The organism is Ramlibacter sp. PS4R-6 (assembly GCF_037572775.1).
GTDB lineage: Bacteria > Pseudomonadota > Gammaproteobacteria > Burkholderiales > Burkholderiaceae_C > Ramlibacter.
Genome location: NZ_JBBHKA010000001.1, coordinates 1547076 through 1570858 on the forward strand (window position 1 = coordinate 1547076; position 23783 = coordinate 1570858).

Below are 23783 nucleotides of genomic sequence, written 5' to 3' on the forward strand. Positions count from 1 at the left end.
GACAAGGAGATCGACATGAGGAACATGAAAGCCACCGTCCTGCTGGGCATCGCCGTCGCGGCCGGGCTCGCGGCGGCGTTGTATGCGGCGGGCTGGGTCGCGCAGCGCGCCAGCGTCGCGTCGCAGCAGGTCGTCGTCGCGGCCGTCGACATCGAGCTGGGCAGCCGCATGCACCCGCAGATGCTCACCACCGTCGAGTGGCCCACTGGCTCGACGCCGCCCGGCGCGTTCCGCGAACTGAAGGACGTGCAGGACCGCGTGCTGCGGGTCGGCGTGCTGCGCGGCGACGCCATCCTGGACCGCAAGCTGGCGCCCGCGGGCACGCAGGGCGGGCTGTCGGCGGTGATCGCGCCCGGCAAGCGCGCGATGACCGTGCGCGTGAACGACGTGGTCGGCGTCGCCGGCTTCGCGCTGCCGGGCAACTACGTGGACGTGATGGTCAACTCGCAGCAGGACCACGCCCGCGGCGAGGCGCCGGTACCCGTGAGCATGACGGTGCTGGAACACGTGCTGGTCCTGGCCGTCGCGCAGGAAGCCAGCCGCGACGACACGAAACCCAAGGTGGTCAGCGCGGTGACGCTCGAGCTCGCGCCCGAAGACGCCGAGAAGCTGGACCTCGCGCGCAGTGTCGGCACCCTGTCGCTCGTGCTGCGCAACCAGCTCGACAAGCTCAGCGTGCCGACCAGCGGCGTCACCAAGGTCGACCTGCTGCGCCTGCGTCCCGTGGTGGACACGCGCGTCGCCGGTGGGCCGCCCGCGCCGCGCAGCGCGCCGCGACCGGCGCAGGCGCGTGCCGCCTCTGCCCAATGCGTCGAGGTGATCCGCAACGCGACGCGCGCCAGCGAATGCTTCTGAAAGGTCATCCGTGAAACACCCCTTCTTCAGACCCGCCCTGCTGGCCTGCTGCGCCAGCGCGGCGCTCGGCGCCGCCGCGCAACAAGCCGCGGAGCCCGCCGCTGCGCCATCGACCGCACCGCGTGCGGCGCCGGCTGTGCGCGCCGCGCCATCGCCCGCGCTGAAGCCGTGCCAGTCGGTCAAGGTCGACGAGCCGACCTACCTCACGCTGGGCAAGTCGCAGGTGATCCGCCTGGACTTCCCGGCCGCGCGGATGATGGTGGGCGGCGCGGGCACCAGCCCGGCAGGACGCGCGACGGCGGCCACCGCGGCCGCGCCCGCTCCCGCGGGCCGCCCGGCGGGCGCCGGCGCCGCGGGCGTGGCCGACACCGAGATCACGCTGCTGTCGCCCACCGAGCTGTTCTTCCTGGGCCGCAAGTCCGGCGCGATGAACGTCGTGCTGCAAAGCGCCGACGGCCGCTGCGTGGTGAAGGACCTCATCGTGACGGTGGACCCCGCCACGCTGCAGTCGACCATCGGGCAGATCATGCCCGGCGAGACCGGCGTGCGCGTGCGCGCCGCCGAGGACACGATCGTCCTCACCGGCACGGTGAGCGACCCTGTGCACATGGAACAGGTGCTGGCGTTGGCGGGCGCCTACGGCGACGGCAAGAAGGTCGTCAACTTCATGCGCGTCGGTTCGGCGCAGCAGGTGATGCTGGAAGTGAAGATCGCCGAGGTCAGCAAGACGCTGCTCGATTCGCTCGGGCTCGACTTCAGCCGGCTCGTCACCTCCGCCGGCGGCCTCACGTCGTCGATCATCTCCGGGATCATCGGCGGCGGCGCGGCGGCGCTGGGCCGCTTCAGCGGCGGCGGCGGCGTGATCAACGGCAGCGCGGCGGGCTCCGTCGGGGGCCGCAGCGGTGCGGCCACCGCCAACTTCGGCACGACGTCGCGCGGCGCCACGCTGCTGGGCATCGACGCGCAGAAGAAGGACGGCATCGTGCGCGTGCTCGCCGAGCCGAACATCATGGCCATCAGCGGCCAGGCCTCCAGCTTCCTGTCGGGCGGCAAGATCTTCATCCCCGTCGCGCAGAGCAACGGCAGCGGCGGCTCGACGATCACGCTGGAGGAAAAGGAATTCGGCGTGGGGCTGCGTTTCACGCCCACGGTGCTGGACGGCACGCGCATCAACCTCAAGCTCGTGTCCGAAGTCTCCGAGCTGTCGCAGGCCGGGTCGCCGTTCACGTCCGTCAATGGCGTGACGTCCGTCCTGCCGTCGATGACGACGCGGCGCGTGGACACGACCGTTCAACTGCTCGACGGGCAGAGCTTCGTGGTGGCGGGCCTGATCAAGAACAACCTGACGCAGGCGCTGGACAAGTTCCCCGGCCTGGGCGACGCGCCCGTGCTCGGCGCGCTGTTCCGCTCCACCGAGTTCCAGACCGACCAGACCGAGCTGATGTTCGTGATCACCGCGCGCCTGGTCAAGCCGCTGGCGGGCCCCGTGACCTTGCCCACCGACAACCACATCGCGCCGACGCCGGCCGACGCCTTCATGCGCGGCAAGTCCGAAGGCTCGCCGGGCGGGCCCACGCGATGAACCCCAGGAGCCACGCCATGAACCGCATCGCCATCGCCACGCTGTGCTGCGCCCTCGCGGGCTGCGCGGCCACCAAGACCGCCACGCCCAACTACGACCTGCGCTTCGGCAGCGCCGTGCGCGAGGCGCGGGCCCGCATGACGCTCAACCCCGCAGCGGCCACGGGCGACGCGGTCGCCGGCATGGACGGGCGCGCCGCGCACGAGGCGCAGGAGCGCTACCAGGAAAGCTTCCGGGCGCCGCCGCCCGTGGTGAACGTGATCAACATCGGCGGCGCGGCCAAGGGCGGCCAGTGAACCCGCCGAGCCGGAAGGAGGGCCGTGCCATGGACTGACCCGGAGCGCACCCCGACCCCATTTCCTTTCCCCCAACTTTTTCCAAAGAGGTAACACCATGAACCAGATCCTGAACACCCTGCGCGCCTTCGTGCGCGAGGACGACGGCGCGCAAGTCGTCGAGTACGCGCTGATCATCGCGGTCGTCTCGATCGCGCTGGTCGTCGCGCTGCAGGCGCTGACCGCCAACGGCGGCGGCTTCACGCAGTTCATCACGCGCGTCGTGAACTGCCTGACGACACCCACCTGCACGTGACGCAAACGGCGGCGCCGACACCACCATGCCGAACGACCGCATGTCCACAGCCGCCGCCGCCTTCCTGCGCGAGGACGACGGCGCGCAAGTGGTCGAGTACGCGCTGATCATCGGCGTCGTCTCGATCGCGCTGGTGCTGGCCCTGCAGCCCGTGTTCGTCAGCGGGCAGTTCGGCAGCTTCATCACGCGGGTGGCCAACTGCCTCATGGGGCCCGTGTGCACCTGACCATGGCCACCCGTCCTGCACGCCGAGGCTCGCGCCGCCGCCAGGGCGGCGCGATGCTCGTGACCGCCGCGCTCGTCACGCTGCTGCTCCTGGGCTTCATGGGCGCCGCGCTCGATTTCGGCCGGCTGTTCGTGATCCGCACCGAGCTGCAGACGGCGATGGACGGCTGCGCGCTGGCCGCGGCGCAGGAGCTCGACGGCCAGGGCGACGCGCTCGTGCGCGCACGCAACGCGGGCAAGAGCGCCGCCGACGCGAACCGCGTCGATTTCCAGTCGGCCGTGTGGCGGGGCCTGGGGCTGCTCGACGCGGCCTCCGGCATCACCTTCCGCGACGCCACCTACAACGTGACGGCCGCCCCGGCGGCGGCCCGCTACTCGCAATGCCAGCACACGCACACGGGCTCGCCCACGTGGCTGCTGCAGGCGCTGGGCGCATTCGGCGGCAACGCCGCGCTGGCCGTGAACACCCGCAACGTGAACGCGCTGGCCGTCGCAACCAGGGGCAGCGCGCAGAGCACCTGCCCGCTGCCGATCGCGCTGCGGCCCAAGACGGCGGGCGCCGCCGCGCCGAACTTCGGCTACGCGCCCGGCGAATGGGTCACGCTGCTGACCAAGACCGACACCGGCTCGCCGGGCTACGCCGGCTGGGCCAACCTGGACGGCACCAACAGCGCGTCGAACACGACCGCCGAGATGAACGGCTACTGCGGCGTGACCATCGGCACCAACCTCGGCACGCCCGGCGTGCAGAGCAGCATCGTCGACAACTGGAACTGGCGCTTCGGCATCTACAAGAACAACCAGCACCCGTACGACGCCAACATGCAGCCGGACCGCAGCGGCTACATCTACACCGCCTCCACATGGCCGTCGCAGAGCAATGCCTGGGGCGGCAACCGGCCGCCCGCGGCGCCGGCCAACGCGGCGAATTTCCAGACGATGCGCGCCAACCGCGCCAACTGCGTCGTCAGCACCACGGTCAGCAACCAGTCGGTCGCCAACTGCGCGGCGCTCACCGGCATCGCCCTGAACAGCTTCAAGGACCTGATCGAAGGCGGCACGGCCTCCGCCACCGGCCACCAGCGCTGGGGCACCAACCGCCGAATCGTGCTCGTGCCGGTGACGCGCAGCTACCCCGGATCGGTCGCCGACTACGCCTGCATGCTGATGCTGCAGCCGCTCACGCCCGGCCTGCCCAACGACGTCAAGCTGGAATTCATCGGCAACGCCGCCGCCGTGGGCAGCCCATGCTCGGCCAACGGCCTGCCCGGCGGGACCGCGGGCCCGCTCGTGCCGGTGCTCGTGCGATGAACACGCGCGCCCGCCTTCGCAGCCAGCGCGGCGTCGCGCTGGTCGAGCTCGCGCTGGTCATCCCGTTCCTGCTGGTGATGGCCATGCTCGTGGCCGAATTCGGGCGCGCGATCTACCAGTACAACCTGCTCGCGAAGTCGGTGCGCGATGCCGCGCGCTACCTCACGATGCAGACGCCCGGCACGCACATGGCGGAGGCGCGCAACCTGGTCGTGTACGGGACGACGGGCAGCGGCAGCGTCCCGCTGGCGCCGGGCCTGGCCACGACGATGGTCTCGGCGGCGTGGCCCGCCGCGCAGGTGGGTACCAACCCGCCGATCAGCATCGTGCGCGTGACCATCACCGGCTATTCGTTCCAGTCCATGTGGCCGTCCGTGTTCGGGCTGCCGTTCGGCACGGTGCCCTACTCGGACATCTCCGCCACCATGAGGAGTCCCGCATGAAGCACCGTGAACGAGGCGCGACGACGGTGGAATTCGCGCTGGGCCTGCTGCTGTTCCTCACCTTCCTGCTGGCGGTGACCGACCTCGGGCGCATGCTGTTCACCTGGAACGCGGCGGCTGAGGCGACCCGCGCGGGCGCGCGCTACGCCGTCGTGTGCGACGACACCACGCAGTCGGCGGCCGTGCTCTCGCGCATGCAGCTGCTGCTGCCGCAGATCACGTCGGCCAGCGTCACCTGGGCGCCCGCCGGCTGCGTGCCGTCTACCTGCGAAGGCGTCACGGTGGCCGTCACCGGGCTGAACTACCAGTGGATCTCGCCGGTCGCGGGCGTTGCGGCGCGCGCCGCGGTCGCGATGCCCGCGTTCTCGACCTCCCTGCCGCGCGAGCGCATGCGCCAGGACCCCAACAGCGCGACCGCGTGTTCCTGAAAGCCGCCACGCCATGAAGATCGCCATCCTCTCGCCCAACGCGCGGCACCTGCAGGACATCGCGGCGCTCCTGCAGCCCGCGGGGCACACCGTCGTGCCGGCCGAAGGCGGCAAGAGCCGCATGCGCGCCATCGCCGACGACGAGCGGCCCGACCTGATGATCGTGGACGGCATGTGCTGCGACCCCGGCGAGCTGGCGCTGGTCGAGCAGGTTACCGCGCTGCATCCGGCGCTGCGCGTCATGCTGCTGTGCGCATCGCACACGCCCGAGTTCCTCATCGCCTCGATGCGCGCCGGCGTGCGCGAGGTGCTGCCTTCGCCGCCACCGGCCGAGGCGCTGCTGGCCGCGGTCGACCGCCTCGCGGCGCGCATCACCGGCACGCACGGCGCCGCGGCGGGCCGGGTGCTGGCCTTCATTGCCTCCAAGGGCGGCAGCGGCTCGACCTTCCTCGCCGCCAACCTCGCGTGGCAGCTCGCGGAAACCCGCTCGGTGCTGCTCGTCGACCTGAACCTGCAGTTCGGCGACGCGCTGTCGTTCCTGGGCGATGCGCGCGCCGCGGTCACGCTGGCCGACGTCGCGCGCGACATCGCAAGGCTCGACGCCTCGCTGCTCGCGTCCAGCGCCACCAAGGTCGCGCCGGGGCTGAGCGTGCTGGCGGCACCCGACGACATGGCGCAGGCCCTGGACGTGCGGCCCGAACACGTCGATGCGATCCTCGACGTGGCCGTGACCCAGTACGACTTCGTGCTGCTGGACCTGCCGCGCGTGGTCGACCCGGTCGCCACGCGCGGGCTGGACCGCGCCGACCACGTGTACGTCGTCATGCAGTCGTCGCTGCCCCACGTGCGCAACGCGGCGCGCCTGCTGCAGGTGTTCCGCTCGCTCGGCTACCCGCCGGCCAAGTCGAGCGTCGTGCTCAACCGCTACGAGCGCTCGGCCGAGATCAGCCTGGAGCAGGTCACCCGGTCGCTGGGCGCCCCGCACATGCTCACCGTTCCCAATTCGTACCGCGAGGTCAGCAGCGCGATCAACCACGGCAGCGCGCTGGCGGTGTCGGCGCGCGGCGGCGCCGTGGCGCGCGAACTCGCGGGCCTTGCCGCCAGCCTCCTGCCCCGTGCGCCGCCGGCGCGCGGCCTGATGGACCGCCTCTTTCGAAAGGCCTGAAGATGCCGACCCCCGTGCTCGTTCCCGCCGGCCGCGATGCGGCTGGTGTCTCCTTCGCCGACAAGCTGCGTGGCGCCGGCCCGGCGGGCGCCGTGAAACCCGGCCCCACTGTGAGCGGCGATGCGTACCGCCGGCTGAAGACGCGCCTGCACCTGGAATTGCTGGAGAAGGTGGACCTCGCAGCGCTCGAGGCCCTGGCGCCGGAACAGTTGCGCCGCGAGATCGCGGCGCTGGTCGGCAAGCTGCTCGACGACGACGCCTCCGCCGCCATCAACGACAGCGAACGCGGCTCGCTGATCCGCGACATCCAGCACGAGATGCTCGGCTTCGGCCCGCTGGAGCTCCTGATGGCGGACCCGTCGGTCTCGGACATCCTGGTCAACGCGTGGAACCGGATCTACGTGGAGCGGCGCGGCCGCCTGGAGAGGACCGAGGTGACCTTCACCGACGAGCGCCACCTGCTGCGCATCATCGACAAGATCGTGTCGCTGGTGGGCCGGCGCATCGACGAGTCGAGCCCGATGGTGGACGCGCGCCTGCCCGACGGCTCGCGCGTCAACGCCGTGATCCCGCCCGTCGCGATCGACGGTCCCATGATGTCCATCCGCCGTTTCGCGCACGTGCCGCTGCAGATGGCCAACCTCACCGGCGACCTCAAGACGCTCACCCCCGAGATGGCCGCGATGCTCGAGGCCCTGGTGCGCGCCAAGGTGAACATGGTCATCTCCGGCGGCACCGGCGCCGGCAAGACGACGCTGCTCAACATCCTGTCCGGCTGCATCCCCGTGGACGAGCGGGTGGTGACCATCGAGGACGCGGCCGAGCTGCAGATGCAGCAGCCGCACGTGATCCGCATGGAGACGCGGCCGCCGAACCTGGAAGGCGCGGGCGAGGTGACGCAGCGCGCGCTGGTGCGCAACGCGCTGCGCATGCGACCCGACCGCATCGTGATCGGCGAGGTGCGCGGCGGCGAGGCCTTCGACATGCTGCAGGCGATGAACACGGGCCACGAAGGCTCGCTGACGACGATCCACGCGAACACGCCGCGCGATGCGCTGTCGCGCATGGAGAACATGATCGGCATGGCCAACCTGAACCTGCCGCACCGCGCGGCGCGCCAGCAGATCGCCTCGGCCATCGGCGTCGTCGTGCAGGTGCTGCGCCTGATCGACGGCCGGCGCAAGGTGACCAGCATCCAGGAGATCACCGGCATGGAAGGCGAGATCATCACCATGCAGGAGATCTTCGCGTTTCGCCAGACGGGCGTGGGGCGAGACGGCGCGGTCGAGGGCCACTTCGAGGCGAGCGGCGTGCGCCCGCGCTTCGCCGCGCGCCTGCAGTCCTTCGGCATCGCGCTGCCGGACGGCATGTTCGACCCGCTGCGACGCCACCACTGAAAGCCGCCGCCATGAACCTCGCCGGCAATTCCTTCCTCGTGCTCGCGGTGCTCGTCTTCGTCGCGCTGCTGCTGTTCTTCGAATCGGGCTACCTGTTCTGGACGGCGCGCTACGGCGCGCATGCCGTCAAGCTGCAGGGCCGGCTGGCGGTGCTGGGCGGCACGCGCGAGCGCGCGCTGCAGACGCAGCTGCTGCGCGAGCGCATGCTCAGCGACGTGCCCGCGGTGCAGCGGGTGCTGGGGCGCTTCGGCGCGATGCATGCGGTGGACCGCTACATCCGCCAGTCGGGCCTGGACTGGACCGTGGGCAAGCTGGTGCTGTCGATGGCGGCGCTGGCGGCCATCGCCTGGCTGGCGGTGCGGTCGCAGCTGGGCATCGGCTGGCTGCCGGCCCTCACCGCGGCCGCGGTGGCGGCCGCCGCGCCTTTCCTCTTCGTGTCGTGGCGGCGGCAGCGCCGCCTGCGCACGCTGCAGCGCCAGCTGCCCGACGCGCTGGACCTGCTCACGCGCGCGCTGCGCGCCGGGCACTCCTTCTCCGCCGCGATGAAGATGGCGTCCGAGGAGATGCCGCAGCCCACCGCCGGCGAATTCCGCATGGTCCACGACGAGGTGAACTTCGGCGTGTCGCTCGAGCGCGCGTTCACGCACCTGGCCGAGCGCGTGCCACTCACCGACCTGCGCTACTTCGTCGTCGCCGTGCTGGTGCAGCGCGAGTCCGGCGGCAACCTCACCGAGATCCTGGGCAACCTGGGCCGGCTGGTGCGCGAGCGGCTCAAGCTCTACGCCCGCATCCGCGTGCTGTCCTCCGAGGGCCGCCTGTCGGCGTGGGTGCTGGGCCTGCTGCCCTTCGCGCTCGCTGCGCTCATGAACATCTTCAACCCGGCGTTCATGAACGTGATGTGGCGCGACCCCATCGGCATCACGATCACGCAGTACCTGCTGGTGCTCATGGCCGTCGGCATCGTCGTGCTCGTCAAGATCGTCCGCATCCGCGTCTAGGAGTCCCCCATGGTCGTCATCGCGGTCCTCGTCTTCCTCGCCGTCACCTGCACGCTGGCCGCCGGCGTGCTGTGGCTCACGCCCTCGCGCACCGAGCAGCGCCTGGCCGCCACGCACGCGCTGCCGCGCGACGCGAGCTGGACGCAGACGGTGGTGCGCATGGCTGCGCCGCTCGCGCGGCTGTCGACGCCCGAAGGCGACTGGGACACCTCGCCGCTGCGGCTGCGCTTCATCAACGCCGGCATCCGCCAGCCCGAGGCGCGGCTGCTGTACTACGGCGCCAAGACCGTTCTGCCGCTCGCAATGGCCGGCTTCGCCTTCGTGGCGCTGCGGGCCGCGCAGCCGGTGTGGGGCCTGTCGATGGCGCTCTACGTGCTGCTGGCCGCGCTGGTGGGCGTGTACCTGCCCAACCTGGTGCTGGGGTGGCTGGTGCGCCGGCGCAAGCGCGAGATCTTCGAGAGCTTCCCCGACGCGGCGGACCTGATGCTCGTGTGCATGGAGGCCGGCTTGGGGCTCGATTCCGCGCTGACGAAAGTCGCCGAGGAAGTGCGCCGCAAGAGCAGCGCGCTGGCCGACGAGCTGCACCTGACCAACCTGGAGATGCGCGCCGGCGCCACGCGCGAGCAGGCCCTGCGCAACCTGGCGCTGCGCACGGGGCTGGAGGAGGTGCGGACGTTCGCGTCGATGCTGACGCAGGCCGACCGTTTCGGCGCGAGCATCGGCGACTCGCTGCGCGTCTTCTCGGACGACCTGCGCTACCGCCGTCAGGTGCGCGCGGAGGAACTCGCCGCGAAAGTGCCCACCAAGATGCTGTTCCCGCTGGTGGTGTTCATCTTTCCCTCGATCATCATGGTCATCATGGGCCCGGCGGTGATCCAGGTGATCCGCACCATCATGCCGATGCTCGACGGCTCGCGCTGACGCCGTGGACCGCTACGAACTGGTCACCGCACCCGAATCGTTCCTGGCGCTGCGCGCACCGTGGGACGCGCTGTGCGCGCGCAGCCCCGGCCACTTCCTGGGGCAGACGTTCGCGTGGGCCCGGCTGTGCTGGGACACCGTGGCCCGCCCGCGCGGGCGCGGCCTGGCGTGCGTGGCCGCCTGGCACGACGGGCGCCTGGTGCTGGTGTGGCCCCTGGCCACCTTGCGCGACGGCGCGGGCGCGGCGATCGCCAGGCCGCTCGACTCGGAGACCAGCGAGTACGCCGACGTGCTCGTCGAGGACGGGCCGCTGGCGCGCCAGCGCGTGGCCGCGGCGGTGCGCCTGATCGCGCAGTCGTGCCTGTGCGATCGCCTTGAGCTGCCCAACGTGCGCTCGGCGGCCTTGCTGGGCCAGCTGCTCGCGACGCAGCCATCGCCGGTGCGCAGCATCGCGATGGGTTCGCTCGCCGCCGTGTCCGTGCGCTGGCAGGGCATCGCCAGCTGGGACGACTACGCGGCTTCACTGGACTCGCACGAAAGGCGCGAACTCGGCCGCAAGAAGCGCCGGTTCGAGGAGGCCGGGCCGGTGCGCCTGGACATCCTGCGCGACCCGCTGGAAGCCACCGCGGCCATCGACTGGTCGCTCGCGCAGAAACTCGCATGGCTGGAAGACACCGGGCGCGAGAACGAATGGATCGCGCCGCCGGGGCACCGCGAGTTCCTCGCCGCCAGCCTGTCGGCCTTCGGCGCGAAGGGCGAGCGCCTGGTGTTCGTGCTGCGCCTGCGCGAAGCCATCGTCGCCACGCTGCTGTGCAGCCTGGACGGCGCGCGCATGGAATGGTTCATGTGCGCCAGCGCGCCGGAGCATGCGCGCCTGAGCCCGGCGCAGCTGCTGCGCGAGCGCGTGCTGCAGTGGGCCTGGGAACGCCGGATGGACTGCGACTTCCGCATGGGCGATCAGCGGTTCAAGGCCTTCTGGGGCAACCACGTGGAGCAGACGTCGACCTGGGTCGTCGCGGTTTCCGCGCGCGGCCGGGCGTTCGTGATGGCGACGCGCGTGCGCCGCGGCCTCGCCGCGCGGCTGTCGCCGCAGGCGCGCGCCCGGCTCAGGAACGTGGTCCGCCGGTGGTCGGCGCCGGCTCTGCAGCGTCCCGCACCCTGAGCTCGCGCGCCAGGTGGCGCGACAGGTGCGGCGCGGCGAACTTCGCGCCGCACGCGAAGCGCAGCACGGGGCCGAAGCTCTCCGCCGCCGCCAGCCCCGTGAAGTAAAGGCCCCCCAGCGAACTCTCGAAGTGCAGCGACAGGCGCGGGACGTGGTCGTTGGCCCGGATGCCGGCGAGCAGCTCGGGCCCGAGAAAGGGAATGCGCCGCAGGTCCACCTTGTAGCCGGTCGCCGCGATCACGTGGTCGCACGCCAGCGTGCGCGAGCTGCCGTCGGCCATCGCCGCCGTCACGCTCACCCGGCCGTCGTTCATGCGGGCACCGACGGGCGTCGCGCCCAGGACGAAGGGAAAGTGGCCTTCCGTTTCCGCGCGGATGGACCAGCCCGGTTGCGGGCCGAGATGCCGCCGCACGATCTCGCGCCGCAGGCGCGCCGGCAGGAAGTGGAACGCGAGCGGCATTTCCGTGCAGAAGAGGTGGCGCCAGCCCGGGCCGAGGTCGGTGGGCGGCCGGGCGATGCGGTCGAGCAGCGTGAGCTCCGGCTGGGGCGGCGTGATGTAGTCGATGAACTTGCGGCGCGACATGAGCACGACGCGGCTGCCGGCGCGGTGCAGCGCCGCCGCCGTGTCCAGCGCCGACGCGCCGCCGCCGACCACGAGCACGTCGCGGCCCGCGAACGGCGCGAAGCCGGTGTGCTCGGAGCTGTGCGTGAGCGCCTCGCGGGGCAATGCCGCGAAGAGCGGCGGGACGTGCTGGAAGTGGCTGACGCCGACGGCCACGACGACCTTGTCGGCGGTGACCGGCTGGCCGCGCGAGGGATGCAGGACGAAGCCGCCGCCCGCCGCGCGTTCCAGGCGCACGATCTCGCGTGTGTCGAGATCGGGAACGAACTCCTTCTGGAACGCGAGGGCGTAGTCGACGAAGGCCTGCAGGGGCACGGGCAGCTGGCGGTCGTCGTACGCGATGCCGTGCCGCGCGCAGTACCTGCGCAGCGTGAAGCCGCCGGGCTCGTACAGGTTGCTCGCGCAGCCGTCGGACTTCAGCAGCATGCCCGCGGGCATGCGGTCGCGCCAGGTCGCCATGGGCCTGCCGAAGATGCGGCAGTCCACGCCCGCCGCGCGCAGATGCGCCGCCAGTGAAAGGCCGTAGGGCCCCGCCCCGATGATTGCGACGCTTGCCATGCCCGAATCTAGGGCCGCCGCGCCGGTGACCCATGGGTGAACCGTCCCCAAATCGCTAGGAGGGGTTCACTGCAGCCAGCCGTGCAGGCGGTCCCATCCCGGCCAGAACTGCAGCGCGATGCCCGCCGCGAGCGCGAAGACGACCACCGCGCCCGTCCAGTGCTCGTGCGTCCATTTACCGACCGGCGGGCCGAAAGGCAGTGCCTTGCTGTGTTTCATCGGCGCAGTCTGCACGCGCACGGCGGTGCGTGCGCGTGCGCACAAAGTGTTTCCCTGCTGCCGAGCGACGAAGGCGCGCCCGGCGGGCTCCCGGGACGATTCGGCCATGGACAGCGGGACAAGCCCCGCCCTAGAGTGTCCCGATCGACACAGGGAGTCTTATCGATGACATGGGCCCGGTTCCAGGCCGTCCTCGCCGGCCGGTTCACGACCTTCGTCGTGGTGCTGTCCGGCATCGTCGGCCTCGCGGCCGCCGCGACACTGTTCATGCCCGCGCAGTACACGGCACGTGCCCAGGTGCTGGTGCAGGCGCGCACGTCGGCGGCCGTGCCCGCGATGGCCAACCACGTGGCCAACGAGGCGGACCTCGTTCGCAGCGAGCGCGTGTCCGTCGCCGCGTTGCGGCTCCTGGGCCTGCAGGCCGATCCCGCGATGAAGGCGCGCTGGCAGGAAGACACCGGCGGGCGCGGCGACTTCGAATCGTGGGCCGGCGAGCAGCTGCTGCGGCGGCTGGACGTGCGGCCCGCGCGCGAATCGAACATCCTCACCGTGGCGTATTCGGCGGCCGATCCCGCGCGCGCGGCGGCCACCGCCAACGCCTTCGTGCAGGCCTACCTCGGCACGTCGACGCAGATCCGCGAGGAAGGCGTGGCGCAGACATCCGCGTCGTTCGAGCCCGGCACGCGCCAGCTGCAGGACGCGGTCACCACCGCGGAAGCGCAGCTCGCGGCCTACCAGCGCGAGCATGGCATCACCACCACCGACGACAAGCTCGACGCCGACAACATCCGGCTCGCCGAACTCAACGCCCAGTACGTGGTGGCGCAGATGGCCGCGGCCACCGCCACGGGCCGAGAGCGCCAGGCCGGCTCGGGCCGCGGCGCGACCGACGAAGTGCTCAAGGACCCGCTGGTCACCATGATGAGCGCGGAGCTGGTGCGCCAGGAAGCGCGGCTGGAGGAGTTACGCCCCGGCATGGGCAGCGCGCACCCGCGGCTCATCGAGCAGCAGAAGATCGTCGACACCTGGCGCTCGCGCGTGGGCGGCGCGACGCGGCGGGCCTCGTCGAGCGCGGCGGCCGAAAGCCGCATCGCCGCCGAGCGCGTGAAGTCGATCCAGGCCGCGATGGACGCGCAGCGCGCGAAGGTGCTGGGCGGCAAGTCCGCGCGCGACGAAGCCGCAAGGCTGCAACGCGGCGTCGACCTCGCGCGCCGCGCGTACGACGGCGCCATCCTGCGCATGAACGAGTCGGGCTGGGACAGCAGCGCCGCGCGCGGCTCCGCCTCCATCGTCCGCGCCGCGTCGGTGCCGGCAAAGCCGTCGTTCCCGCGCCCCATCGTCAACCTGGTGGCGGCGCTCGTCGTCGGCCTCATCGCCGGCATCGCGGCGGCGTTCTGGCGCGAGGCTCGCGATCGCCGCCTGCGCCTGCCCGACGACGTGATGCAGCTGCTGGACCGCCCGCTGCTCGGCGTGCTGTCCCGCGCGCGGCTGGCCGCGCCTGCGCCACGCCTTTCCCATGCATGAGGGCCCACGCGCCATGAAGCACCCGCACGCCTTCGACCCGCCCGAGCCGGCGACGCCGTTCGTCGAGCGGCGGCGCGTGCGCGACGTGAGCGCGGGCCGCGCGCTCGCCACGCGCGAACGCGATCGCCCGGAGCCTTCGCACTATCCGCTCGCGCCGTACGTGAACGCACGTGCGGCCATCCACCACGACCTCGTCGCGCTGGCGCTGCCGTTCTCCGACCAGGCCGAGGAGTTCCGTTCGCTGCGCACGGAGCTGGTCCAGTCCGCCCTCGTGTCGCAGCGGCCGGGGGCGCTCGCCGTGGTGAGCCAGGACGAGGGCGACGGCAAGAGCTACATCGCGGCGAACCTGGCGGTGAGCTTCAGCGAGCTGGGCGGCGCGGTGCTCGTCATCGACGCCGACCTGCGCCGCCCGTCGCAGCACGAGCTGCTGCAGATGCCCATGGGCCCGGGGCTCGCCGAGGTGCTCTGCGGCCAGGTGCCGGAATCCGACGCGGTGCAGGCGGTCGCGGGCATCGCCGGCCTGCACCTGCTGGCGGCCGGCCGCAGCGCGCACGACCCGCTGCAGCTGCTGCAGGGGCCGCGCATGCGCCTGCTGCTCGAAGACGCGCTGGCGCGCTTCGACCACGTGATCGTCGACACGCCCGCGAACGCCGGCGGGCCGGACGCGCGCGTGCTGGCGGTGCAGGCCGGCCGCGTGCTGGTCGTCGGCCGCAGCGGCCACACGCGCGTCGCGCCGTTGCGCAAGCTGCTGGAGCAGCTGGGCCGCAGCCCCGCCGCCATCGCCGGCGTCGTGCTGAACGACCGCTAGGCGGCGGTTGCAACCGTGGCCACGAGGGCCGCGTACTGCGCCTGCATGCGCGTGCCCAGGAACGCCGAGGCCTTGGCCAGCGCGCCCGCGCGCAACGCATCCAGCCGCCCGCGGTGGCGCACGAGGCCGTCGATCGCATCGTGCAACGCTTGCGGCTGCCCCGGCTCGTAGAGCAGCCCCGTCACGCCGTGGTCGACGATCTCGGGCAGGCCGCCGCGGTGCGCGGCGATCACCGGCACGCCCTGCATGTAGGCCTCCAGCACGATCATGCCCAGCGGCTCTTCCCACAGTGAGGGCACGACCAGCACGTCGATCGACTCGTACACCTGCCGCGGGTCGACGAAGCCCAGCATGCGCACGTTGGGCCCGACGCCCTCGCGCAGCAGGTCTTCGTAGTCACGCGCACCGCTGCCCGCCACCACCAGCCGGCACTGCTGGGGCGACCACGCGCGCATTTGCTCGACCAGCACGCGCACGCCCTTGGCCGGCACCAGCTGCCCCACGTAGCCCAGGCGCAGCGGCCGCGCGGTGCGTTCGTCGCGCGCCACCGCCGCGCGCGGCGCGGCGATGGCGTTGAGGATCACTTCGCGCCGGGCCGTGGCGCCGAAGTAGCCGCTGGCGAGGTGGCGCTCCAGCGTGAAGCGGCTCACGCCGACGACGGCGTCGACGCGCGCGGAGATGCGCCGCGCGGGACCGGTGAAGGCCGCGCAGGTGCGGCACTGGCCGTCGCAGTTGCGGCCATCCTGGAACATCGACGTCCTCGGGCACATCAGCGAGTAGTCGTGCAGCGTGTGCACCAGCGGGATGCCGCGGGCCTTGACTTCGTGCCAGGCCGCGCACGAGAAACCCGTGAGGCTGTGCGTGTGCACGACGTCCGGGCGTTCGCTGTCGAGGATGCGCGCGACCTGCCTGCCCATCAGCGGGTTGTAGCGCTCCAGCGCGTGCCACAGCGGCTTGGCGGGGAACATGCGGTCGCGGCGCTCGTGGGGCCAGTACAGGTTTCGCAGGCCGATCGAGTGCACGTCGATGCCGTTGACGCGCGAGCGCTGCGCGCCCCAGCCCGGCATCGTCGTGAGCACCACGCAGTCGTGGCCGGCCGCCGCCAGGCCCTCGGTGACGACCTGCGCGATCTTCTCCGCGCCGCCGACCTGGCGCGGCGGGTACAGCGCGCTCACCACCAGGGCCTTCATGGCGGGGCCCGCCGCCGCGCCGCGTCGCCGATGACGCGGCGGTACACGGCCTCGAGGTGGTCGGCGTGGCGCCCGGGCGTGGGCGGGTCGCTCCAGAACTGCCCGGACGCCGCCTTGCCCAGGCGCGCCGCGAGGCCCGCATCCGTGCGCAGCAGCGCCATCTTCGCGCGCAGGTCGGCCTCGTCGCCCGACGTGAAATGCAGGCCCGTGATGCCGTCGGCGACGAATTCGGCGGCGGCGCTTTCCCGCGGCACGATGGCGGGCACGCCTTCGGCGGCGGCTTCCGCGACGACGAGGCCTTGCGTTTCGTGCCACAGCGAAGGCAGCACCAGCGCCCGGGCCCTGCGCATTTCCGCGGTGATCGCTGGCGATGCGAGCCAGCCGGTCATGCGCGCGGCGGGGCAGGCGTGCGCTACCTCGGCGCGCAACACGCCGTCGCCGACGATGGTGGCCGGCACGCCCAGGCCCGCGGCGGCGCGCGCGAACAGCAGCGCGCCTTTTTCGGGCGACAGCCGGCCCACGAAGAGGAAGGTGTCGTGCGCGCCGACGTCGGCCGGCGCGCGGCGCTCGGCTTCCACGGGGTTGCGCACCGCGTGCACCACGGCGCCGGCGGGCAGGTAGGGCCGCAGGATGCGCGCGCTGTAGCGGCTGACGGTGATGAAGTGCCGCGTGCAGGCGGGGAAGCCCGAGCGCAGCTGGACGGCCTGGCGCACCACACGCCACACCTTGTGCGGGTAGCCGCGCGAATCGCAATGCGTGGCCATGCAGCGCGCGCCCATCGGCTCCAGCGGGCAGTGCCGCAGCGTGCGGTGGTTGAAGAAGCCGCCGTTGGGGCAGGCGGCGAAGTAGTCGTGCAGCGTCGCCACGGCCGGAAAGCGCATGCGCGCGGCCTCGGCCGCGACGCTGGCCGACAGCGCGTGGCTCCAGCCGTGCAGGTGCACCACGGTGTCGGCCGGGTCCAGCGGCGCGAGGATCGCGTGCAGTGCGCGCCGCGCCCGCGCGTTCCAGATGCCTTGCACCGCGGCCTGCAGGCGGTTCGGGTCGTCCGCGATCTCGCGCTGCCCGGTGAAGACCGCGCGGAAGCCGCGCTGCGCATCCCCCGCTTCGTCGTCGCCGGCGGCCAGCAGCGTCACGTCGTGGCCGCGCTGCGCCAGCACGGCGGCGCTGGAGAGGGCGACGCGCGCCACGCCGCCGTCGATGCGGGCCGAATCGTTCACGAGCACGACGTTCATGGCGCCGCCTGCGCGCGGTACAGCGTGTCGAGTTCGCCGACGACGCGCGCGACCTGGAAGCGCTCCTCGTAGCGGCGCCGCCCATGTGCGCCCAGGCGCCGGCGCGAATGCTCGTCGAGGCTCGCCAGGGCCGCGGCCAGCTGCGTCGGCGAATCCGGGTCGACCAGCAGGCCCGTCACGCCGTGCTCGACGGCCTCGGGGATGCCGCCGACGCGCGCGGCCACCACGGTGAGGCCGGCGCGCATGGCTTCCAGCGCGACCATCGGCAGGCCTTCCCAGCGCGAGGGCATCGCGAGCACGTCGGCGCCCGCGTAGAGCGATTCGATGTCCTCGCGCGCCAGCCAGCCCATCGCCGCGACGTTGGCCGGCAGGTCGAGCGGCGCGTCGCCTTCCGCGACGGCGCAGCCGACGATGAGCGCGCTGGCGCGCCCGCCGAGTTCGCGCATCGCGGCCAGCAGCACGTCGACGCCCTTTTGCGGATCGAGCCGGCCGACGAACAGCACCTTCAGGCCGGGCCCGGGCCACGGCGAGACGCGCCGCGCCACGGCGGGCGCGCGGTCGACGATGCCGTTGCGCACGACGGTCATCTTCGCGCCGCGGATGCCGGCCTGGCGGCCGCGGTCGTAGTCCATGCGCGAGACGCAGACCACCTGCCGGCACAGGCGCGACAGGCCGCGCTCGAGCCAGCGGAACACGCGCAGGTGCGCGGGCGCGCCGCGCCGCTCGAATGCCCACCCGTGCGCGCAGTAAATGACCGCCGGCGCGCCGCCCCACAGCCACAGCAGCGGCCGCAGCGCCGCACCGGCGAAGGTGGAATGCAGGTGCACGACCTGCGGCCGCCAGCGGCGCACCGCGCGCAGCGCGACGAACGCCATGCGCAGCGTGCCGGCCGCGCGCCCAGCGCCGGCCGGAAAGGTTTCCAGCCACTTCGGCAGCAGGCCGGGAAACGCGGCGGCGTGTTCGGCGGGCAGCACCGCGCGCACGCAATCCGCGCCGTAGAGGGCCGCCTGCGCGGGCATGATCTCCTCGAGGTAGCTGCCCACGCCGCCCTGCGCGGTCTGCGCGACGTGCAGCACCTTCAGGCCCGGGTGCGGGATGTGGGCGTTCATGGCAGCTGCCTCATCGTCACGCGCGTGCCCGCGGGCACGTCGATCACCTGCACGCCGTTCGCGGCGATGCGCAAGGTGGCGCTGCGCCCGGACGCGTCGGCGTCGATGCGCGAGGGCAGGCCGCAAACGGCGACGGGTGAGAAGCGCGCGCCTTCGCCCGCCGCGTCGAGCTGCACGTTCGCGCCCTGCCGGCCGCGCGGCCAGAGCAGCCAGCGGTCGGTCGACCCGATGCGGAACGACGCCGTGGCCAGTGCCCCCGCGGCCGCGTGCGCCACCGGACGTTGCGCGACGAGCGCCCCGAGTTCGCGCAGCACGCAACCGGCCGGCTTTTCCGTGCCGTCGCGGCGCAGCAGGCCGAAATGGTGCTCGGGGTTGGCCGCGTCGTCGCCGCCGTCCTGCAATTCGTAGAACCACACGCCGGCGACCCAGGGCCGCACGCTCGCCTCGAGCAGGAAGCGCAGCGCGTGCAGCGCCGCTGCCGGTTCCGCCGTTTCGCACGCGCCCTTGTGCGTGGGCCAGCCGACCTCGGTGACGAAGACGGGCATCTGCGCCTTGCCGGCGGCGGACATCAGGGCACGCATCGCGTCCAGGCGCGTGGCCAGTTCGTCCGATCCCGCCGCCGCGCCCGTGCAGTGGTTGTACAGGTGCAGGGCGACGCCGTCGGCGTGCGACAGCAGGCCGTGCGCGAGGGCCTCGCGCATCCACGGCCAGCCGGGGATGTCGTCGCCGGCCGAACCGGCCAGCACCTGCACGCCGGGATGGGCGGCCTTGAGTTCCGCATACGTCGCGGCGGCGAGCGCGACGTAGTCGCGCGCACCGCCGTTGCTGCCGCCTTCGGCGCGCGCGCCGGACTTGAGGTTCCATTCGTTCCACACCTCGGCCCACTGCACCTGCGGCTGCGCGCGGGCGACGGCAAAGGCGGCATAGCGCGCGAACGCGGCGCGCGCGCGCGGCGACTGCGGCTGGCCGCCGCCGTCGTAGCCCGGGTGGCCGAAGTCGAGCGTGAGCAGCGCGGCGAAAGGCGGCGGCATCGACTGCCACACGCGGGTGGAATTCAGCGCGCCGCGCTGCAGCTCCAGCGTGCCCGAGGTTTCCACGTCCCACCAGAACATCTCGTCGCGCGCCGAGCCGAACCGCGAGCGCTGCATCCACGCGCGGAACGCGGCTGCGTCGGTGCGGGCGGGCATGTAGCCCACGTGGGTCTGCACCCCGAGCACGAGGGGTGCGGCGCCCGCGGCAAGCCCGGTTGCCGCCAGGGCCGCGGCGCATGCGAGGTGCGCGAAGCAGCGCCAACTCATGCCTGCCCCCCGCCGGCGCGCGGGCGCGCCGCGAACGCGCAGAGCACGGCGCCGAAGCACATGCCGAAGACGACGCAGAAGAAGCTTTCTTCGACCATGCTGATCGACATGCCGTAGCCGTAGGCGATGACGAGCATCGCCGCGGCCGCGCGTGCGATCTCCGGGCGCTCGGCGAGCGCGAGCCGTCGCATGCCGACGGCAGGCAACGCGTAATACGCCACGCCCGGGACGCCCAGGCTGACCAGCATGAACACGGCGATGTTGTCCGCCGCGTTGAAAAGATGCGGTGCGTCGCCGTAGACCTGCGGCGTGCCGATGCTGCCCGGCCCCGCGCCCAGCACCGCTGCGGGGCCTTGCGGCAGCAGCGCGAAGGCCTCTGGCCACATCATGGTGAAGCGCTCCCACACCGACATCAGCAGCGGGGGAAAGGAATCGGCCGCGATGGCTGCGGACGCATCGCCGAACACGATGACCAGGGGCAGCACGAGCGTCACCACGCACAGGGTGCGGACCAGGAGCACGCCGGAGCCGGGGCGGAAGGACTGCAGGACGACCCAGGCGGCAGCGACGGGAAACGCCAGCACCATGCCCTTGCTGGTGGTGAGGACGATGCCGGCGAACGCGGCCACGGCGATCGCGGACTGGGCCCACATGCGGCGGAAGCACAGCATGGCGAGCAGGCCCGAGATGCCCAGGATCATCGCGGCGTTGAACGACGTGCGCGTGAACCCCGGCAGGCGCGAGATGCCGCCGGGAATCCACCACGTGCGGGTGGTGGAGACCGGCCCGAACGACGTGCGGTACTCCAGGCCTTCCCAGGGCAGCGTGCCCACGGCGAAGTTCAGGCACACGCCAGCGAGCGTCACCGCGAACACCACGCACATGAAGCCGAGCGCCGCGCGCCAGCGCCGGCGCACCAGCGGCCACATCGCGATGCCGTAGGGGATGAACATGAAGATCTTCAGGCCGAACGCGATCGGGAAGAGCCCGACGCCCACCACGGCGGCGTAGGCGGCGTGCAGCGCGAGCACCGCCGCGGGAATGGCGATCGCCAGCTCCAGCTTGCCGTGCAGCAGCGAGCGGATGAACAGGAAGGCCAGCGAGCCGACGGGAATCGCGTCGCGCAGGTACAGCGCGTCGGGCAGGCCGGCCGTGGCCAGCACGTAGCGCAGCGGGCCTTCGACGGCGAGCGACAGCAGGTAGGCCGCGAGCAGGACGCACAGCACGGACTCGGCCGTGCGCCCGGCCGGCACGGGCGCGGCGCGCGCAGGGCGTCCCGCGACGTTCGCGTGGTGCGCGATCGCCGTCATGGCGCCACCGCCTGCGGCACCGGCTTGCGCAACCGCACGACGATGAGCACCAGCATGCCGGCCAGCAGGAAGGCGTGCGACCCGTAGGCGGCCATCACGGCGCCGGCCCAGCCGAATCCGGGCACGAGCTGCAGGTTGAGCACCAGCGCGACGCCCGCCGTGAGGGCGTGCACGAGCCCGAGCGGCTGCTGCGCGTCGGCGCCCGCCAGCGCCGCGGCGGCGATGGTGTGCGTCGTGAAGAAGACGGGCAGCAGGCACATCCAGCGCATGATCTCGACCGAGCCGTGGTAGGACTCGCCCAGCAGCCACGGCACCGCCGGCGCGCCGGCGTACAGCGCCACGCCCAGCACCACGCAATAGGCGGCCGCGGCCATGACGAGCGGCCGCACCGCGCGCAGCGTGCCGGGCAGGCCCGCTTCGTGCCCCTTGCGGAACATGCGCGCCTGCACGGCCACCATCAGCGCGAAGACCGGCATGCAGGCCATGAAGACGATGCGGAACGCGGCCGTGTACACGCCGGCCGTGGCGGTGGACGCGCTGCGGGCCAGCACCGACTTGTCGATGTCGAACTGCACGCTGCGCGAGGCGATCGACACCGAGAAGAAGAAGCCGCTGCGCGCATCGGCGATGGCGCTGGCCAGCGCGGTGCGCGGGCGGCCGAGCATCGCGATGGCCGTCGCGAGCACGGCGGTGGCGGCCACCACGCCCGAGGCGAGGTGCAGCCCCGCCCACGCGAGAGCCGTCGGCGGCGTGAGCCCCGCCCAGAGCGCGGCGGCGCACAGCACGCGCGCGGCCATGTGCAGGTTGTAGAACAGCACCGGGAAGCGGTGCCGGTCCAGCCCGTAGAACACGTGCGCCGCGACGTCGATGTACTTGGTGAGCAGGATGTCGGACACGCCGACCAGCAGCATCAGCAGCCACGTCCCCGGCTCGCGCAGGAAGCCAGCGCCGATGGCGACGGCGAGGGCGACGCCGATCACGGCCGTGCCCGTCGTCATCGCCAGCGCGTTGCCCAGGCTGGTGGCGGCGCTCGCCTGGCCGCGCGCGATGCGCAGCACCGCCATGTTGCCCAGGCCCAGCCCCGAGAACGGCACCAGCACGGAGACGATGGCGACCACGCTGGCCACATGCCCGAACTCGGCGGGGCCGAGCGCGCGCGCCAGCAGGAAGAATTGCAGGGCCTGCAGCAGGGCGATCGAGAACTGGCTGCCCATGACGAACGCGGAGCGGCGCGCCAGCGGGTTGCGCGCCTGGCGCCGCCATTGCGCGCGCAGCCAGGGCCACGTGACGCCGGGTGCGCGGCGCGGCAGCGCGGGATGCACGGCGTCAGAACGCATGCTTGTCGCCGAACACCAGCAGCCTGACCGTGCGCACGATGATCAGCAGGTCCAGCGCGACGCTCCACGAGCGCAGGTAGGCCAGGTCGTATTCGGTGCGGCGGCGCATCGCGGGCAGGTCGTCGCCGCCGCGGCAGCCGTTGACCTGCGCCCAGCCGGTGATGCCCGGCCGCACCTTATGGCGCACCATGTAGCCGGGAATGAGCTTGCGGAACTGTTCGTTCACCGACAGCGCGTGGGGCCGCGGCCCGACCAGGCTCATCGTGCCGAGCAGCACGTTGATCAGCTGGGGCAGCTCGTCGAGCGACGTGCGCCGCAGCACCGCGCCGACGGCGGTCACGCGCACGTCGTCGCGGGTCACCTGCGCGAACGCGCCGCGGCCGTCGTCGGAGCCGGTCATCGTGCGGAACTTCAGCACCACGATCTCCTTGCCGTCCAGGCCGTAGCGCGGCTGGCGGAAGAACGCCGGGCCGGGCGAGGAGGCGCGCACGGCCAGCGCGATCACGGCCAACAGCGGCAACACCACGGGCAGCGAGCCGACGACCAGCAGCAGGTCGAGCGCGCGCTTCATCGCGCCCGGTGCGCCGCTGATCGGCGTTTCGCACACGGAGAGCACCGGCACGCCGCCGAGCGTGGTGACCGATCCCTGGATCAGGTCGGCCACCGAGATGTCGGGCACGAAGTGGATCGAGGCGGTCGTGTCGCGCAGCGCGCCGAGCAGGCCGAGCACGCGCGGGTGGCTGGCCATCGGCAGCGAGATGTAGATGGCGCCGATGCCGTGCCGCTTGACGTAGTCGCCCACGTCCTGCAGCGACCCGATGACGGGCGCGGCCGCATGCAGCGCGAGGCGCGCGGCGTTGCGGTCGTCGAAGAAGCCGACGAAGTCCTGGCCCGCCGCTTCCTGGCGGCCGATCGCATGCGCGATGCGCAGGCCGATGTCGTTCACCCCGACAACCACGACCTTGCGCAGCGGGTAGGCGGGCCGCACCCGGCGCGCCAGCCACGGCGACGCGGCGTGCAGCAGCAGCATCGCGGCCGGGGCGGCGACGAGCCATGTGAGCGTGACGCGGGCGTCCAGCTGCCACGGCAGCGCGAACGCGGCGCTGGCGGCCCACACGGTGCCCGCGGCCAGCGCGATGCGCAGCCAGGACGACACCAGCATGCCCAGCACGCGCGCCGACAGCCGGCGCAGCGGGATTTCCGAGGGGAACAGCAGGAAGGTCGCCGCAAGCAGCACCACCACGTCGCTCTGCGTCAATGCCGCGCCCCACGCCTGCAGCGCCGCGACGTAGGCGGCCACCACCGCGGCGGGATCGAGCGCGGACTTGAGCAGCGACCACGGCCAGGGCAGCCGTGAACTGGCCGGCTCCGACAGCGGGCCGTGCGTGTGGATCCTGAGCGTGCCGCGTTCCATCCCGACCCACTCTAGGGGTGCGGGCGGCGCGCGGGATGGTCAAAACATCCCTGCCGCGGGGGAGGGAAGTGCTAAGGCGGGCGC

At 72.5% G+C, this 23783-nt stretch carries 24 protein-coding genes; 15 read left to right on the forward strand and 9 right to left on the reverse strand.

Annotation, left to right across the window (positions count from 1 at the left end; genetic code table 11):
* The first annotated feature begins 15 nt into the window (after positions 1–15).
* The 13 genes from cpaB (at position 16) to WG903_RS07560 (ending at position 11078) form a co-directional block, all read left to right on the forward strand.
* Complete coding sequence (gene cpaB, locus WG903_RS07500) at positions 16–855, forward strand: Flp pilus assembly protein CpaB (protein ID WP_340073857.1); 840 nt, start codon at positions 16–18, stop codon at positions 853–855.
* A 10-nt stretch (positions 856–865) separates the two neighbouring features.
* Positions 866–2437, forward strand: coding sequence for a type II and III secretion system protein family protein (locus WG903_RS07505; protein ID WP_340073859.1), 1572 nt, complete (start codon positions 866–868; stop codon positions 2435–2437).
* A gap of 17 nt (positions 2438–2454) precedes the next feature.
* Entirely contained in the window at positions 2455–2733 is a 279-nt protein-coding gene (locus WG903_RS07510) for a hypothetical protein (RefSeq protein WP_340073861.1), read from the forward strand.
* 97 nt (positions 2734–2830) lie between these two features.
* The gene (locus tag WG903_RS07515; RefSeq protein ID WP_340073863.1) at positions 2831–3028 is read left to right on the forward strand and encodes a Flp family type IVb pilin; all 198 of its coding nucleotides are present in this window, start codon (positions 2831–2833) and stop codon (positions 3026–3028) included.
* A gap of 40 nt (positions 3029–3068) precedes the next feature.
* A complete protein-coding gene (locus tag WG903_RS07520) occupies positions 3069–3254 on the forward strand; it encodes a Flp family type IVb pilin (RefSeq protein ID WP_340073866.1) in 186 nt (61 codons plus the stop codon).
* Positions 3255–3256: 2 nt separating this feature from the next.
* Positions 3257–4564, forward strand: a complete 1308-nt coding sequence (locus WG903_RS07525) for a Tad domain-containing protein (RefSeq protein ID WP_340073868.1) — start codon at positions 3257–3259, stop codon at positions 4562–4564.
* Complete coding sequence (locus WG903_RS07530) at positions 4561–5007, forward strand: TadE/TadG family type IV pilus assembly protein (protein ID WP_340073870.1); 447 nt, start codon at positions 4561–4563, stop codon at positions 5005–5007. The genes WG903_RS07525 and WG903_RS07530 overlap by 4 nt, the downstream gene beginning before the upstream one ends.
* Positions 5004–5435 carry a TadE/TadG family type IV pilus assembly protein gene (locus WG903_RS07535; protein WP_340073872.1) on the forward strand — a complete coding sequence of 144 codons (432 nt, stop codon included), beginning with the start codon at positions 5004–5006 and terminating at the stop codon, positions 5433–5435. Before WG903_RS07530 ends, WG903_RS07535 begins: the two co-directional genes overlap by 4 nt.
* A 13-nt stretch (positions 5436–5448) precedes the next feature.
* On the forward strand, positions 5449–6600 hold the full coding sequence (locus WG903_RS07540; RefSeq protein WP_340073874.1) for an AAA family ATPase: 1152 nt from the start codon (positions 5449–5451) through the stop codon (positions 6598–6600).
* Positions 6601–6602: 2 nt separating this feature from the next.
* Positions 6603–7997, forward strand: coding sequence for a CpaF family protein (locus tag WG903_RS07545; RefSeq protein WP_340073877.1), 1395 nt, complete (start codon positions 6603–6605; stop codon positions 7995–7997).
* An 11-nt stretch (positions 7998–8008) separates the two neighbouring features.
* Entirely contained in the window at positions 8009–8995 is a 987-nt protein-coding gene (locus WG903_RS07550) for a type II secretion system F family protein (protein ID WP_340073879.1), read from the forward strand.
* A 9-nt stretch (positions 8996–9004) separates the two neighbouring features.
* Complete coding sequence (locus WG903_RS07555) at positions 9005–9916, forward strand: type II secretion system F family protein (protein ID WP_340073882.1); 912 nt, start codon at positions 9005–9007, stop codon at positions 9914–9916.
* Between the two features lie 4 nt (positions 9917–9920).
* Positions 9921–11078 carry a GNAT family N-acetyltransferase gene (locus WG903_RS07560; protein ID WP_340073884.1) on the forward strand — a complete coding sequence of 386 codons (1158 nt, stop codon included), beginning with the start codon at positions 9921–9923 and terminating at the stop codon, positions 11076–11078.
* On the opposite strand, the gene WG903_RS07565 is transcribed toward WG903_RS07560, so the two are convergent.
* Both WG903_RS07565 and WG903_RS07570 read right to left on the reverse strand, forming a co-directional pair.
* Positions 11023–12258, reverse strand: a complete 1236-nt coding sequence (locus tag WG903_RS07565; protein WP_340073886.1) for an NAD(P)-binding domain-containing protein — start codon at positions 12256–12258, stop codon at positions 11023–11025. The two genes, WG903_RS07560 and WG903_RS07565, sit on opposite strands and share 56 nt — an antisense overlap.
* Positions 12259–12324: 66 nt before the next feature.
* The gene (locus WG903_RS07570) at positions 12325–12477 is read right to left on the reverse strand and encodes a hypothetical protein (RefSeq protein ID WP_340073888.1); all 153 of its coding nucleotides are present in this window, start codon (positions 12475–12477) and stop codon (positions 12325–12327) included.
* A 165-nt stretch (positions 12478–12642) separates the two neighbouring features.
* On the opposite strand from WG903_RS07570, the gene WG903_RS07575 reads away from it, so the two are divergent.
* A complete protein-coding gene (locus WG903_RS07575; RefSeq protein ID WP_340073890.1) occupies positions 12643–14001 on the forward strand; it encodes a GNVR domain-containing protein in 1359 nt (452 codons plus the stop codon).
* Between the two features lie 13 nt (positions 14002–14014).
* Positions 14015–14809, forward strand: coding sequence for a CpsD/CapB family tyrosine-protein kinase (locus WG903_RS07580; protein ID WP_340073892.1), 795 nt, complete (start codon positions 14015–14017; stop codon positions 14807–14809).
* Here WG903_RS07580 and WG903_RS07585 read toward each other — a convergent pair.
* From WG903_RS07585 to WG903_RS07615, 7 genes are read right to left on the reverse strand one after another with little or no spacing between them, the layout of a single operon-like run.
* Positions 14806–15999: a glycosyltransferase family 4 protein gene (locus WG903_RS07585; protein WP_340073895.1), complete on the reverse strand. Its 1194-nt coding sequence runs from the start codon at positions 15997–15999 to the stop codon at positions 14806–14808. The genes WG903_RS07580 and WG903_RS07585 overlap by 4 nt on opposite strands.
* Complete coding sequence (locus WG903_RS07590) at positions 15996–17231, reverse strand: glycosyltransferase family 4 protein (RefSeq protein ID WP_340073898.1); 1236 nt, start codon at positions 17229–17231, stop codon at positions 15996–15998. Before WG903_RS07590 ends, WG903_RS07585 begins: the two co-directional genes overlap by 4 nt.
* Positions 17228–18340 carry a glycosyltransferase gene (locus WG903_RS07595; RefSeq protein WP_340073900.1) on the reverse strand — a complete coding sequence of 371 codons (1113 nt, stop codon included), beginning with the start codon at positions 18338–18340 and terminating at the stop codon, positions 17228–17230. The genes WG903_RS07590 and WG903_RS07595 overlap by 4 nt, the downstream gene beginning before the upstream one ends.
* Positions 18337–19638 (reverse strand): hypothetical protein, encoded by a 1302-nt coding sequence (locus tag WG903_RS07600; protein WP_340073902.1) that lies wholly within the window; start codon positions 19636–19638, stop codon positions 18337–18339. Before WG903_RS07600 ends, WG903_RS07595 begins: the two co-directional genes overlap by 4 nt.
* Complete coding sequence (locus WG903_RS07605; RefSeq protein ID WP_340073904.1) at positions 19635–20948, reverse strand: O-antigen ligase family protein; 1314 nt, start codon at positions 20946–20948, stop codon at positions 19635–19637. The genes WG903_RS07600 and WG903_RS07605 overlap by 4 nt, the downstream gene beginning before the upstream one ends.
* Positions 20945–22285 (reverse strand): lipopolysaccharide biosynthesis protein, encoded by a 1341-nt coding sequence (locus WG903_RS07610; RefSeq protein ID WP_340073906.1) that lies wholly within the window; start codon positions 22283–22285, stop codon positions 20945–20947. The genes WG903_RS07605 and WG903_RS07610 overlap by 4 nt, the downstream gene beginning before the upstream one ends.
* Complete coding sequence (locus WG903_RS07615; RefSeq protein WP_340073908.1) at positions 22275–23699, reverse strand: undecaprenyl-phosphate glucose phosphotransferase; 1425 nt, start codon at positions 23697–23699, stop codon at positions 22275–22277. Before WG903_RS07615 ends, WG903_RS07610 begins: the two co-directional genes overlap by 11 nt.
* Between the last annotated feature and the right edge of the window lie 84 nt (positions 23700–23783).